The organism is Enterobacter cloacae complex sp. 677-3DZ2D5B, from assembly GCF_004136695.1.
Classification (GTDB): domain Bacteria; phylum Pseudomonadota; class Gammaproteobacteria; order Enterobacterales; family Enterobacteriaceae; genus Enterobacter; species Enterobacter hormaechei_C.
Genome location: NZ_QFLS01000005.1, coordinates 412953 through 426967 on the forward strand (window position 1 = coordinate 412953; position 14015 = coordinate 426967).

General features: G+C 54.9%; 12 protein-coding genes. 9 read left to right on the forward strand and 3 right to left on the reverse strand.

Annotated elements, in window-relative coordinates; genetic code table 11:
* Positions 1 to 206 precede the first annotated feature (206 nt).
* Both ppk1 and ppx read left to right on the forward strand, forming a co-directional pair.
* Positions 207 to 2267 (forward strand): polyphosphate kinase 1, encoded by a 2061-nt coding sequence (ppk1, locus tag DD597_RS09265; protein ID WP_129256112.1) that lies wholly within the window; start codon positions 207 to 209, stop codon positions 2265 to 2267.
* A 3-nt stretch (positions 2268 to 2270) separates the two neighbouring features.
* Complete coding sequence (gene ppx, locus DD597_RS09270) at positions 2271 to 3809, forward strand: exopolyphosphatase (RefSeq protein ID WP_063158775.1); 1539 nt, start codon at positions 2271 to 2273, stop codon at positions 3807 to 3809.
* Between the two features lie 4 nt (positions 3810 to 3813).
* Here ppx and DD597_RS09275 read toward each other — a convergent pair whose 3' ends face one another.
* Positions 3814 to 6054 (reverse strand): EAL domain-containing protein, encoded by a 2241-nt coding sequence (locus DD597_RS09275; protein WP_129256113.1) that lies wholly within the window; start codon positions 6052 to 6054, stop codon positions 3814 to 3816.
* A 368-nt stretch (positions 6055 to 6422) separates the two neighbouring features.
* On the opposite strand from DD597_RS09275, the gene DD597_RS09280 reads away from it, so the two are divergent.
* On the forward strand, positions 6423 to 6593 hold the full coding sequence (locus tag DD597_RS09280; RefSeq protein WP_032659730.1) for a YfgG family protein: 171 nt from the start codon (positions 6423 to 6425) through the stop codon (positions 6591 to 6593).
* On the opposite strand, the gene DD597_RS09285 is transcribed toward DD597_RS09280, so the two are convergent.
* Positions 6590 to 7480 carry a LysR family transcriptional regulator gene (locus DD597_RS09285; protein ID WP_045330470.1) on the reverse strand — a complete coding sequence of 297 codons (891 nt, stop codon included), beginning with the start codon at positions 7478 to 7480 and terminating at the stop codon, positions 6590 to 6592. The genes DD597_RS09280 and DD597_RS09285 overlap by 4 nt on opposite strands.
* Positions 7481 to 7577: 97 nt before the next feature.
* On the opposite strand from DD597_RS09285, the gene DD597_RS09290 reads away from it, so the two are divergent.
* Genes DD597_RS09290 through DD597_RS09300 form a run of 3 tightly spaced genes read left to right on the forward strand, consistent with a single transcriptional unit; the run spans position 7578 to position 10083 of the window.
* Positions 7578 to 8807 (forward strand): MFS transporter, encoded by a 1230-nt coding sequence (locus tag DD597_RS09290; RefSeq protein ID WP_022651562.1) that lies wholly within the window; start codon positions 7578 to 7580, stop codon positions 8805 to 8807.
* A gap of 51 nt (positions 8808 to 8858) precedes the next feature.
* Positions 8859 to 9326 (forward strand): DUF6130 family protein, encoded by a 468-nt coding sequence (locus DD597_RS09295; protein WP_003860582.1) that lies wholly within the window; start codon positions 8859 to 8861, stop codon positions 9324 to 9326.
* 10 nt (positions 9327 to 9336) lie between these two features.
* Positions 9337 to 10083: an alpha/beta fold hydrolase gene (locus tag DD597_RS09300; protein ID WP_023325040.1), complete on the forward strand. Its 747-nt coding sequence runs from the start codon at positions 9337 to 9339 to the stop codon at positions 10081 to 10083.
* Between the two features lie 128 nt (positions 10084 to 10211).
* Here the strand turns inward: DD597_RS09300 and DD597_RS09305 are convergent, their stop codons facing one another.
* Complete coding sequence (locus DD597_RS09305) at positions 10212 to 11048, reverse strand: MipA/OmpV family protein (RefSeq protein WP_129256114.1); 837 nt, start codon at positions 11046 to 11048, stop codon at positions 10212 to 10214.
* 203 nt (positions 11049 to 11251) lie between these two features.
* On the opposite strand from DD597_RS09305, the gene DD597_RS09310 reads away from it, so the two are divergent.
* The 3 genes from DD597_RS09310 to DD597_RS09320 all read left to right on the forward strand — a co-directional run bounded on the left by DD597_RS09310 (position 11252) and on the right by DD597_RS09320 (position 13964).
* Positions 11252 to 11929 carry a response regulator gene (locus tag DD597_RS09310; RefSeq protein WP_022651566.1) on the forward strand — a complete coding sequence of 226 codons (678 nt, stop codon included), beginning with the start codon at positions 11252 to 11254 and terminating at the stop codon, positions 11927 to 11929.
* Complete coding sequence (locus tag DD597_RS09315) at positions 11929 to 13317, forward strand: HAMP domain-containing sensor histidine kinase (RefSeq protein ID WP_032609820.1); 1389 nt, start codon at positions 11929 to 11931, stop codon at positions 13315 to 13317. Before DD597_RS09310 ends, DD597_RS09315 begins: the two co-directional genes overlap by 1 nt.
* 167 nt (positions 13318 to 13484) lie before the next feature.
* A complete protein-coding gene (locus tag DD597_RS09320; protein WP_003860591.1) occupies positions 13485 to 13964 on the forward strand; it encodes an Rrf2 family transcriptional regulator in 480 nt (159 codons plus the stop codon).
* Positions 13965 to 14015: the final 51 nt, after the last annotated feature.

A 14015-nucleotide genomic window follows, 5' to 3' on the forward strand; every position in this document is an offset into this window, starting at 1 on the left:
GCTTCGCTTGCACGGGCCTACGGTCCCGTAGGTCGTGGTAAGCGCAGCGCCACCCGACATCCCCTCCCCCAACCCTCTAAATTCCCCAATAAAAAAATAACTGTCATACTTTTCTGGCACTGTTGGACATATCGTGGAAATGCTCGCCATAATAAGGACGAGACGGATTTACCACGTCCTGTGATTGAACTGGAGTGTGAGCTGTAATGGGTCAGGAAAAGTTATACATCGAGAAAGAGCTAAGCTGGTTAGCATTCAACGAACGTGTACTTCAGGAAGCGGCCGATAAAACCAACCCGCTGATTGAACGTATGCGTTTTTTAGGCATCTATTCCAACAATCTGGATGAGTTCTACAAGGTTCGCTTCGCCGAACTGAAACGCCGAATCATCATCAGCGAAGAACAGGGCTTAAACTCCCACTCGCGACATCTGCTTGGAAAAATCCAGTCTCGCGTCATGAAAGCCGATCAGGAATTTGATGGCCTCTATAACGAGCTGCTGCTGGAAATGGCACGCAACCAAATCTTCCTGATCAACGAACGCCAGCTCTCCGCGAATCAGCAAAACTGGCTGCGCCACTATTTTAAACATTATCTGCGCCAGCATATCACCCCGATTCTGATCAACCGTGAAACCGATCTGGTGCAGTTCCTGAAAGATGACTACACCTATCTGGCGGTAGAAATCATTCGTGGTGAGACCATTAACTACGCGCTGCTGGAAATACCGTCTGATAAAGTCCCACGCTTTGTAAACCTGCCGCCGGAAACCCCGCGCCGACGTAAGCCGATGATCCTGCTGGATAACATCCTGCGCTACTGCCTGGACGATATCTTCAAAGGCTTCTTCGATTACGACGCGCTCAACGCCTACTCGATGAAGATGACCCGTGACGCCGAGTACGATCTGGTGCATGAGATGGAGGCCAGCCTGATGGAGCTGATGTCTTCCAGCCTCAAGCAGCGCCTGACGGCAGAGCCGGTGCGGTTTGTCTATCAGCGTGATATGCCGGACGCAATGGTGGAGATGCTGCGCGATAAGCTGACCATCTCCCGCTACGACTCCATTATTCCCGGCGGGCGTTACCACAACTTTAAAGATTTCATTGGCTTCCCGAACGTCGGCAAAGCCAATCTGGTGAACAAACCGCTGCCGCGCCTGCGCCATATCTGGTTCGATAAGTTCCGCAACGGGTTCGACGCCATCCGCGAACGGGATGTACTGCTCTACTATCCGTATCATACCTTTGAGCACGTGCTGGAATTGCTGCGTCAGGCCTCATTCGATCCGAACGTGCTGGCGATTAAAATCAATATTTATCGCGTGGCGAAAGATTCCCGCATCATCGATGCGATGATCCACGCGGCGCACAACGGCAAGAAAGTGACCGTGGTAGTTGAGCTCCAGGCTCGCTTCGACGAAGAGGCCAACATCCACTGGGCGCGCCGACTGACGGAAGCGGGCGTGCACGTCATCTTCTCCGCGCCGGGGCTGAAAATTCACGCCAAGTTGTTCCTGATCTCCCGTAAAGAGGGTGACGAGGTGGTGCGCTACGCCCATATCGGTACCGGGAACTTTAACGAGAAAACCGCGAGAATCTACACCGACTATTCGCTGCTGACTGCCGATGCCCGCATCACCAACGAAGTGCGTCGGGTGTTCAACTTCATTGAGAACCCGTACCGCCCGGTGAGCTTCGATTATCTGCTGGTGTCACCGCAGAACTCACGGCGCCTGCTGTACGATATGATCGACAAAGAGATTGCCAATGCGCAGAACGGCTTGTCGTCCGGCATTACGCTGAAGCTCAACAATCTGGTGGACAAAGGCCTGGTGGACCGCCTGTACGCGGCCTCCAGTTCTGGCGTTCCGGTAAATCTGCTCATTCGTGGCATGTGCTCGCTCATTCCGGAACTGGAAGGCATTAGCGATAACATCCGCGTGATCAGCATTGTGGATCGCTATCTTGAACACGATCGCGTCTATATTTTCGATAACGCCGGTCATAAGCGCGTATACCTCTCGTCCGCCGACTGGATGACGCGTAACATTGATTACCGTATTGAAGTGGCGGCACCGCTGCTGGATCCTCGCCTGAAGCAGCGTATCCTGGACATTATCGAGATCCTGTTCAGCGATACGGTGAAAGCACGTTATATCGACAAAGAACTCAGTAATCGCTATGTACCGCGCGGCAATCGCCGTAAAGTGCGCTCGCAGCTGGCGATTTACGATTACATTAAATCACTTGAGCAACCCGATTAACCTATGCCAATAAACGATAATACCCCACGCCCGCAGGAGTTCGCTGCGGTCGATCTTGGCTCAAACAGTTTCCATATGGTCATCGCCCGCGAGGTGGATGGCGCGATGCAGATCATCGGTCGTCTGAAGCAGCGTGTGCATCTGGCCGATGGTCTCGACGCGCGTAACATGCTGAGCGAAGAGGCTATGGAGCGCGGGCTGAACTGCCTGTCGCTGTTCGCAGAACGTCTGCAAGGCTTTTCACCGTCCAGCGTCTGCATCGTTGGAACGCATACGCTACGCCAGGCGCTGAACGCGCCGGAATTTCTTAAGCGCGCGGAAAAGGTTATCCCCTACCCGATTGAGATCATCTCCGGTAACGAAGAAGCGCGCCTGATTTTTATGGGCGTGGAGCATACGCAGCCGGAAAAAGGCCGCAAGCTGGTGATTGATATCGGCGGTGGCTCCACGGAACTGGTGATTGGCGAAGACTTCGAGCCGCGTCTGGTGGAAAGCCGCCGTATGGGCTGCGTCAGCTTCGCGCAGATGTATTTCCCGGGCGGCATCATCACCCGCGAAAACTTCCAGCGCGCGCGCATGGCCGCCGTACAAAAACTGGAAAATCTGGCCTGGCAATACCGTATTCAGGGCTGGAACGTGGCGCTGGGCGCATCAGGGTCGATTAAAGCGGCCCATGAAGTGCTGCTGGCGATGGGTGAAAAAGACGGGTTTATTACGCCTGAGCGCCTGGTGAAACTCACCGAAGAGGTGCTTAAGCATAAGAGCTTCGACGCCCTGAGTTTGCCGGGTCTGTCCGACGAACGTAAAGCCGTGTTCGTACCGGGGCTGGCGATCCTCTGCGGCGTGTTTGACGCGCTGGCGATCAAAGAACTGCGCCTCTCTGACGGCGCCCTGCGTGAAGGCGTGCTGTATGAGATGGAAGGACGTTTCCGTCATCAGGATATTCGCAGCCGTACCGCGCAGAGCCTGGCCAACCAGTACAACATCGACCGTGAACAGGCGAAGCGCGTTCTCGAAACCACGGTGCAGATGTACGAGCAGTGGGAGGAGCAAAATCCTAAGCTGGCGCATCCGCAGCTGGCCGCACTGTTAAAATGGGCCGCCATGCTGCACGAGGTGGGGCTGAACATTAACCACAGCGGAATGCATCGCCATTCAGCCTATATTCTGCAAAACAGCGATCTGCCTGGCTTCAACCAGGAGCAGCAAACCATGATGGCGACGCTGGTCCGCTATCACCGCAAAGCCATCAAGCTCGACGATCTGCCGCGCTTTACGTTGTTTAAGAAAAAGCAGTTCCTGCCGCTCATTCAGCTGTTGCGCCTGGGCGTATTGCTCAATAATCAGCGACAGGCGACCACCACGCCGCCGACGCTGAAGCTAAAAACGGATGACTATCACTGGACGCTGAGCTTCCCGCACGACTGGTTCAGCCAGAACGCGCTGGTACTGCTGGATCTGGAAAAAGAGCAGCAGTACTGGGAAGCGGTCACCGGCTGGCTGTTGAAGATTGAAGAAGAGAGTTCTGAGGCGGCAGCGTAACGGCTCAGGCGCTCTCCTGAGAAGGCTCCGTGTCGAGCAACGTATCAAGCTCAGCCGGCAACCCAATCAAATAACCCTGCACATAATCGATACCTAGCGCGTGCACCGCGCTACGTATCTCTTCTGTTTCCACATATTCCGCCACCACCAGCATTTTCTTCATCCGGGCCAGATGGCAAATAGAAGCCACAATCTGGTAATCCAGGCTGTTGCTGACAATATTGCGAATAAAACCGCCGTCGATTTTGAGGATGTCGGCGTCCACGCTTTTTAACCGCGCATAGCTGGCGTAGCCGGTGCCAAAATCATCAATGGCGATCCGGATGCCCATTTTTTGTAATTTCCTGAGGGTAGACGCCGCCAGATCCGCATGACCAAAGGCGCTGCTTTCGGTCACTTCAAAGATCAACTGCCATGCTTCAACGGCGTATTTGGCTAACAGGCGGCTCACTTCAAGCGGGAACTGCGCCCGGTAGACGGTAGAAGGTGCGAGGTTGATCGCAAAGCGCTGGCCCGGCAACCGCTGGCGGTGCTGTGCCAGGAAACTCAACGTACGCTCCAGTACCCATAAATCGACACGCGACGATAAACCAAACTCCTGTGCTATGGGCAGGAACTGTTCGGGAAAGATCAGCGCCCCATTATCATCACGCATTCGCAGCAGCACCTCGTGATAACAATCGCCGCGCAGCCCGCGAACGGGTTGAACCAGCAGGGTAAAAGCGTCCTGCTCCAGCGCGGCCTGTAAACGGCTCATCATCGCGACCTTATCTTTCAGGCTACGCTGCAAGTGAACAGCCCCGCGCTGCTGAAGATTTTCCGGGTGGTTGGTAGAAAGGGAGAGATCGGCCACGATGCCCAGCTCCCCCAGCACCAGATAGAGGTGATTGACGGGTGAGCGCACATAGCAATAGCTTATGCCGACCTGAGGCTGTACCGGCATACCATCCCAGACAAAAACGAACTGCTTGATATGCTCGTCCAGCGTCTCAATGCGCTGTTGATGCGACTCCGCATCCAGACGCACCGCCATGTCATACCCGGTGAGGTGATAGACTCGCTCATTGGGCTGAAGAGTGCCGTTTATCCATTGCGCCAGCTGCTGTTTATACTGGATCCGCAGCATCACGCCGTAATTGCGTCCCAGTACCTCCAGCTCGGGCACGCGCAGTAAACAGAGCGCTGACCACGGATGACTGGCCAGCTCGCGCGACAGCGCCCGCAGGTTGGGCATATGCACCACCGGATCGAGAAAAGCCTGACTGCGGGAGCGAATATTGATGGCGCGCTGGCGTGTCGCCAGCATCGACATGTACGTCACAACGAAGGAAAAGACCAGATAGCTGGATGAGGTGATCGCCAGCTGAATGCCATACCCCTCTTGCACCGGAATGTAGTGATAAAAAAAGTGAATCGACACCAGCAGGACCGGCGTCCAGATGAGTGACATCAGCTTGTAGCCAAAGCGCATCGCCCCCCAGAACATCACGGGCATCAGCAGGGACAAGGTGTAGTTGGTACTGAAAATGGAACTGTTTGCATTCATGGGCAGCAGCAGCATGACCAGCAACCCGCCCAGGGCTAAAAACCACACCACAAACTCAACGGCCGTCACCTTTTTGTCTATTTGCGCGCGGAGCTGGGACATCAGTCCCTTGATATAGCGTGGATGCCGTATCAGGCGGATCAGCAGGTAGCTTAGCGGCACGCCCGTCAGCCCGCTCACCAGTAGCCCCTGATAGTTAATAAGTGTCCGAATATTGAGGGGATTTAGTCCCGCGAGGCTCTGGCGGCTCTCATAAATGCCGAGATAAACCGCAAACTGAAACAGCACCAGAAAAAGCGTTGCCGGACAAAACACCTGCCAGAAAATACGCTGCCCCATCAGGCGTATGTCACCGTAAGCGGTCATATTACGCCGGGGCGCAAATACGCGATAACCGCCCCAGCTGAGCACCAGAGGAACGATAAAATGCAGAATGCCAGCCACGGTTTCAAATAACCCAACGGAGGGGTAATAACGTAAAAATAGCGATACCACCACCCCGGGGAGGGCTTCCAGGCCAAAGAACAACATCAGCGCCAGCAGAAAAGAGAGCGGGAGATAATAGAGCGCAACGATACCGTCACCCAGCTGCGTTAAGGTATTAGCCACACTTAGTACCGGGAGTAACACGACGGGTAAAATAAGAGGAAGTGCCCACCAGCGGTCTTTATTTTGCTTCAGGATGTGGTGAATATTCATAGATGCTCGTTTACAACCCTTGCGCTCCAGAGGGTAAAGGAAGACAGGCATCCAACCTGACGTACACGTTGCCCGGAAAATTCCTGGCAAGCACAGTGGAGGAGGGATTTTAAATATCAACGACGGGATGCGGTTGACCTAAATCAAATTAATTTATCTGAATAAACCTTTCTTACGTTTTTTTTGAATATTTTTCCTGTAATTATCAATGCGATAAATAAAAGCGTTGTTTTTAATAACATAAATTAATGTAAGCATTGACGGTATTTTACATTTCGCCGAATTGACCCAGACTTGCGGCTGTGCCTTAATAGCCGTATCGCCCAAAAGGGTATACTCAGGAAAAGAAAGTGAGTCAGGCTACGCGTATGCGAAAACGACATCGATTTAACACCCGGATGACCCGCATCATACTGCTCATCAGTTTCCTGTTTTTCTTTGGCCGCTTTGTTTATTCCTCCATTGGCGCCTGGTATCACCATCAGGACAAAATTCAGTCGCAGCAATCAAGCCTCGTAGTGGATTCGCCCGAGCGCTAACGTCCATGTTCACGCTGTAACAGCCGAATAATTACCGTCATCCCTTTGCTGAGGATCTTATCCTGACGCATCACTATCGCCAGTTGCCGGCGCAGAACGGGCGTTAACGATTGAACGCGTAATCCCTCCCGGTCGTCGGCATGCTCCACCGCCATTCGCGGCACAATACTGTAGCCCAGCCCTGCACGTGCCATGCGTTTGATGGCCTCAATACTGCCAAGCTGCATAACCGGTGAGACGGCTAGTCCGCGGGCTTCAAACCAGCCGTCAATCAACGTTCGCGTACCGCTGCCCGACTCAAACGCAATGAGCGGCTGAGCGTATAAAGAGTCTGGCGTAAACTGCTCCCCTTCTTCCGGCTGAACCTGCGCGCCAATCCAGACAAACTCTTCCTCCATCGCGTGCATAATCGCCAACGTACGACCGCTCGCCGGTAGCGTGACCAGCCCCATATCCAGCCGATTCTCCTCAATCGCCCTGACGATATCTGGCGTATTTCCCGTCGTCACTCCGATCCGTAACAGGGGATACTCCTCACGAAGCTGCTGCAACAGCGCTGGAAGCAGATGAATACAGGCCGTCGCGCCCGTGCCAAGCGTGATGGTGCCGCTCACTTCCTGATTGAATGCGCTAACCGAACGAATTGTCTCCTCAACCGCCAGTTCAAGACGTTCACCGTGCACCCGTAGCGCCTCACCGGCAGCAGTGGCTTTGATTCCACGCCCCGTACGTTCGATCAGCCGCGTCTGAAGAAACTGCTCCAGCTGGCGTATTTGCAGGCTGACGGCGGGCTGGGAAATACCCATTACATCTGCTGCCGCAGAAAAGCTGCCGCGTTGAACGACCAGACGAAAAGTGGCGAGGTGTCCCAGATTGAGCGTCGTCATGCAAAGTTTCTCTTATAGGGTGAATAAGGATACGGCTCTGCCAGCACAATACCGCGCCCTGTATGCTCGGGACAACTGCCTAACGGAATGAAAAATAATGGAAACACCTGCACTCCCTCGCCGTCTTGCGCTCACTGCGGGATGTAATCAACTCATTAACTGGGGGATCTCCTTTTACATGCCGGGAACCTTTGCTCATGCCATTACAGCAGACCGAAGCTGGTCGTCCCCCAAAATCTATCTTGGCCTGACGCTGGCCATGCTGGTTATGGCTATTGTCTCGCCGTTTGTCGCTCCTCTGCTGGCGCGCTTTGGTGGACAAAGGGTGGTAATGAGCGGGACCTTGCTGATCGCCGTAAGCTGTCTGTCAATGGCCTTTACGCCCACACTTTCAGGCTGGTATGGCGCCTGGTTGCTGACCGGCATCGGGATGCGCCTGTCGCTGTATGATGCGCTTTTCTCCGCTCTTGTGAACCTATACGGACCGCAGGCACGCAGGACAATCTCTCGTGTCACCCTGGCAGGCGGGCTGGCGTCCGCTGTCTTTTGGCCGCTGGGAGACGCCTTACTGAACGTGATGGGTTGGCAGGATGCGCTGAAGATCTACGCCCTGTTCGGTCTGCTCAGTGCCCTGCTTCTTCGGCGCTTCCCGCGCCAGCGCTTTACGGTCAAGCCCAAAGCATGTACGCAGGTTTCCCCTCATGACAGGCGTAATGGCTGGCTTTATGCAACCTTCATTGCTCTCATCACCTTCGTCTCTAACGGCACCTCTACACACCTTCCCGAATTTATCGCCAGCTTCGGCCTGCCGGTCGCCGTCGGCATGCTGTGGGGAATGGGGCAGACCGGTGCGCGCCTTATGGAGGTGCTGGCAGGGGCGCGCCTCACTCCGCTAAAACTGACGCTTTTCACTGCGCTCGCCATGCCGCTTTGTTTTCTCATCGGACTGAGCAGCGACATGCTGGCCTGGTGTGCCGCCGGATTTGTGTTCGGCTTTGGTGCCATTAACGGGCTGGTGACTATCGTCAAAGCGACGCTACCCCTGGAACTGTTTAGTACAGAGCGCTATGCCAGCCGCACGGGGCTGCTGCTTATTCCAGGCCAACTGATGGCAGCAGCCTCTCCGTTTGCGTATGCGTGGCTGAATAAGTCGCTGGGTATAACAGGCGGAATGTGGGTTTCCGCAGGACTGACGCTGGTCATTGCGGGGTTCGCAGTGGCGCTCGTGCGCAGCCCAGGCAAACAAACTGTATCGCACTGTATCCCGAGCGCTACGCTGACAAACCGGTACAAAACGCCCGCAGAAGCAAACATCCCCGATACATAAAAATGGTCTTCTGTATCCCTCGCCATAATAAACTGATGAGGAGAGACACAGATGATTCGTCGATATTTCCTGCTTCCTGTATTTGCGCTGACGTCCTTTGCTGGCGCACTGGCCGCACCGTTGGATGGCCTGAGCGCCGCTGATGTTAATGGCCCGGCCGCCGTAGCGCCGCAGGAAAAACCCCAGCCGCCAGCAAAACTGATCGTCGACCCACCGCTGGCGGGACCGCTGAGTAAAGGTGCAGTCTTTATTCAGTACCGCGTCGAAAACCTGCGCATTGAACCTGTATTTGGACCCGACGCGCTGAAAGTCACTCCGCGTATCGGCCATATTCACGTTGTGGTGGATGACGCGCCCTGGCACTGGGCTGATACCAGCGGCGAGCCGGTGATCCTGGTCGGGCTGCCCGCCGGGAAACACAAGGTAACCATCATCGTTGCCGACCCGACGCATAAGCCCATCGACCATAAAACCGTTGAATTCACCGTGCCGCCACACGCCGCGGTTCACCACTTTTAAGGAGCCTGTTATGAAAGCATTGTCTGTATTAACAGCGGCGCTGCTGGCGGTTTCCACCAGCGCGCTGGCAGAGACGAAAGCCAGCGTGGTGCTGGTGCACGGGGCGTTTGCCGACGGCAGCAGCTGGAATAAGGTGATTACCCGGCTGCAAAAACACCATACCGAGGTCATTGCGGTACAACTTCCGCTCACGTCTCTGAAAGATGATGTCGCCGCCACGCAGCGTGCTATCGCCCGGGCTCATGGCGACGTTGTGCTGGTCGGGCACTCCTGGGGCGGGTCGGTAATCAGCGAAGCGGGCAATAATGCGCGGGTGAAGTCTCTGGTTTACGTTGCCGCTTTTGCGCCGGATTCCGGCCAGTCGACCGCAGATCTGGCAGACAGTTATCCTGCTCCGCCAGGGAGCGCCAGCCTCGCTAAAACGTCAGAGGGGTATTTATATCTGCCGACAAAAGCGGTCAGCGAGAATTTTGCCCCTGACGTGAAGGACGTTGAGCGCAGCGTGATTGCCGCGACGCAAAGCCCTATTAAGGCCGATGCGTTTGGGGAGAAAGTCGCGCATGCCGCCTGGCATGACAAACCGAGCTGGTATGTGATCAGCAAAAATGACCGGATGATCAATCCTGAGCTTGAGCGCGCAATGGCGAAGAAAATCAACGCCAACACCACGGAGGTAGCGGCAAGCCATGTATCGATGGTCAGCCAGCCGGACGTCGTTACCCGTACGATTGAACAGGCGTTATCGGGTCAACAGTGATAAAAAAGCCCGCATGATGAACGGTCCGACTTCGGGCCACGCCATCCTGCGGGCTTTATGCACTTCTGGCTCCTGCAACGGGGTTATGTGCGGTTTTCACAAACGCGCCTTCCCCCCACTCTTAACCATCAGAAGCTGTACGTCACCTTCAAACTTCCCACAGGAGACGTTTTTCGCTGAACAATTGGGCTATCGCCAGCCTCTCCCGTCAGCTGCGTAACGCCAGCTGCGGCAAGCAGGCTCCAGCGGGAGGTGAGCTTATGAGTCCAGTCCAGGTTCAGCGAATACGCATATAGTCCCGATCCGGCATCGTGTCGGGCAAAACCCGATGCGGCCGACTGGGCGGCATTCACCCCGTAATAGGTTTGCACGTACTTACTGGATCCCCAGCTACCGGTCAGCGCCAGCGTTAACGCATTTTTCGAAGATGTATAGATCGGGCTGGCAATGCCGAAATGCACAGCCTCACCATTGTCTCTCTCAGAAACCGGAACCTCTGCCTGCAACTGCACGGTCAGCCAGTCAGTCACCCTGTACCCCAGCCCTGGCACAACGATAGCTGAGCCTTTAATGTCACCCATTCCCCGCAGGTCGTCGCTGCCGGAGGCGATCGAATCGCTGCTTACGTCGCGATCCTTACGTCCAGCGCGATAGCTCAGCGCTGCATTGTAGTCCAGGTTACCAAAGCTGTTGCCGTAGCCGATCCCCCGCGTGGTGCTGACAAAAAAACCATTTGCCATCGCGTAATCAACCACCTGAGCCGCAGAGACCCGGCTCTTGTCCGAACCGGAATAGCGTGGCGCAACATCCACGCCGCCTCCCAGGGTTAACACGTTGCCCTGGCGCTGATCTGCCGCCAGGGCCGTGGTAGCCAGTAACGCCAGGACGGCCCCCGGCAAGATGCTTTTCATGCTGCGACCGATGCGTGAACGGGGGAAACTATGACGCAGTGTGATGTTTCTCATTAAAGAAGCCCTTTGGATTCAGATAATTGCGATACAAGCGGTGTTAAACGCCAGAGCGCTCATTCTGAATACTCACCTTAAGGTTCTTATGAGCCGTAAATGAAGAAATGCTGAAGCAAGTGAAGGTTCTGTAAACCCTGAAGAATTCCTGATACCGTTTTTTCTTCAGTTGTTCTTCATGCACTGTTGATACAGTTACCAATGTGAAAATTCTACTAATTGAAGACGACCTGGATCTCGGCAACGGCGTACGTATCGCCCTTGCAGATCAAGGATTTGATGTCATATGGGTACGCCGCAAAGAGGATGCGCTGCATCAGCTTGGGATCTGCGTGCCGGAACTTATTTTGCTAGACCTGGGGCTGCCCGATGGCGATGGCATGAGCCTGATGACGCGCCTGCGTCAACAGCTTAAGGGCGTCCCCGTCATCATCCTGACGGCGCGAGGCACGCTACAGGACCGCCTGTGCGGTCTGGATGCAGGCGCAGACGATTATCTGGTCAAACCTTTTGTTCTCGCCGAACTGCTGGCGCGCGTGAGAGCCCTTGCGCGGCGCAGTTACGGTTTTGAAAATGAGGCAATAGAAATTCGCGGTTTGTCGCTTCATATTCCGACGCGTCGCGTAACGGTGAGCGCACGCCACGTTGAGCTGACGGCAAGCGAATATGCGCTGCTTGAAACGTTAATGCTGCGCGCCGATCGCGTGCTTACGCGACGGTATCTGGAAGAAAGGTTATTTGGCACGAAAGAAAACCTCAGCAACGCACTTGATGTGCATATGGGTAACCTGCGGCGAAAAATTGGCGATGGCTTTGTGCGAACGGTGAGAGGCGTTGGGTATGTCATTGATACCGTACCCGTTCAGAAGGCGGCTGGTTGATGCGTAATTTTTGGCACCACCTCAGGCTTCCCACACTGGTCAGGCGAATGCTGGTCGCCCAGATGCTGCTGCTTACGTTGCTCTGGTGTCTCTTTTTAACCTTCATTTTGCTGGAAGACCTGCGTAGTCCTCCCATACTGACGGGCAATGAGACTTACGAAACCGTTTTTTCCCTGGTAGAGAGCATGGACGATCGCCCGCAGGCGCGTAATGCCGTGCTGGCAGCGTTCAGCAAGGCGCTGCGGGAGGGCTATGGCGGCGGTGAAGACCCGGAGCTGTCCATCAACCTCATTGTTCGCAAGAATAACGAGATTATTTTTTCTTCGGATGGTGCGCCAACGGGGGTAAAAAATAGCCGTCTGGGGGTCATGCAGCATGTCCAGAGTGAGGACCATACATGGACAAGCCGTACCCTCAAATCCGCGCATTCCGACGTGGAGGTCACCCTTTTTACCCCTGCCGGTAGCTGGAATTTCTTTATCTATCTGAACTCGCGCGGCTACTACGTCATGCCGCTAATGATATGCATCCCTTTTCTTCTGTTCCCCGCGTGGCTGTCCATCCGCATCGCGATGCGCCCCTGGAACAAGGTGGTAGATGAAATTTCATTGCGCACGCCGGACGATCTCTCGCCTTTAAAAGCCGTTCCCAGACACAGAGAGCTTCGCCAGACGGTCGACGCGATTAATGACTTTCTGGCCAGGGTGCGGGAAAGCGCCGAAAGGGAAAAAATGTTTATTGCCGATGCCGCTCACGAACTGCGTACGCCTCTGGCCGCGATGCGGATCAACGTCGAGGCATTGCAGTCCTGGGTCATCAGCGAAAGCCAGCAGGAACTGCTTGCGGGCATTGTTCGCAGCAATAGCCGTGCTGCGCGTCTCGTCAATCAGCTTCTGCTGATGATGCACAGCGAAGCACACATCAGCACGGTGATGTCGCCTGTGCCGCTGACAACGCTTATTCAGGAGCGAATGGCTGCCCTGGAACCGCTGGCGTCCGGACGCAGAATTGAGTTTGAATTCTTCGCCGACGATGAAATCCATGTCGCAGGCATTCGGGAACGTCTGGTGTCGCTGATCGACAATTTAATTGAGAATGCCGTGAAGTACAGTCCCGAGGGTGGACGCATTGAGGTGCAACTGCAATCGCGTGATAAGTGCGCTCAGCTGCGCGTCTCAGACGCGGGCCCCGGTATCCCGATTGAACTGCGGGAGCGCGTGTTCGACAGATTTTTCCGCGATCCTAATCAGACCCAAAGCGGGAGTGGACTGGGGCTTGCCATCGTCAAAGCCGTTACGCAGCAACACAACGGCAGGGTCAATCTGAGTACGTCAGCCGAAGGTGGTCTTATGGTGACCGTTGATTTCCCGAATCCGGCGTTCGCATGAACGTAAACCCGGCGCTACACGTCCTGACATGTGTCAGCGCAGCGTTACTTCACGTATGCCGCAGATTGCTTCAATAAAATTACCGTATTTGTTATATTGTTACTTACTGATTATTCACCTCTGCGGTGCCAAAAAGAACAAGATTCACCGCAACCCAGGACAGAAAAATGTTAGATTACCGCTTCCCGACAGCTTTGCAGATGGTTCTCAGCGTAGCGATGGCGGAGCAATCGGGTGAACGTTCGACGAGTGCAATCCTGGCTTACGGCCTGGAAGCGAATCCGAGCTTTATCCGCAAATTAATGGTTCCTCTCGCCCGCGACGGCATTATCGTCTCCACGCTTGGCCGCAACGGCTCTATTCATCTTGGCCGCCCGGCTGAAGAGATCACCCTGCGTGATATCTACCTTTCCGTCACTGAAGATAAAAAGCTGTGGGCGTCCCGTCCTGACGTCCCGGCCCGCTGCGTGGTCAGCGCCAACGCCTGCTGGTACTTCAAATCAATCGCTGATGAAGCGGAGCAGGCTTCGTTAGCGGTTTTAGCGCGCCATACCGTCGCCAGCGCGCTGGAAGAGGTGAAAAAAGCCGATACCAGCGGGTGCGATCCGGTGCCGGAACTCTGTACGCAGCATAAAAAAGCGCCTTAATCCTGACAGACTGCGAAAAAAAAGCCGCCTTCATTGTGAAGGCGGCTTTTT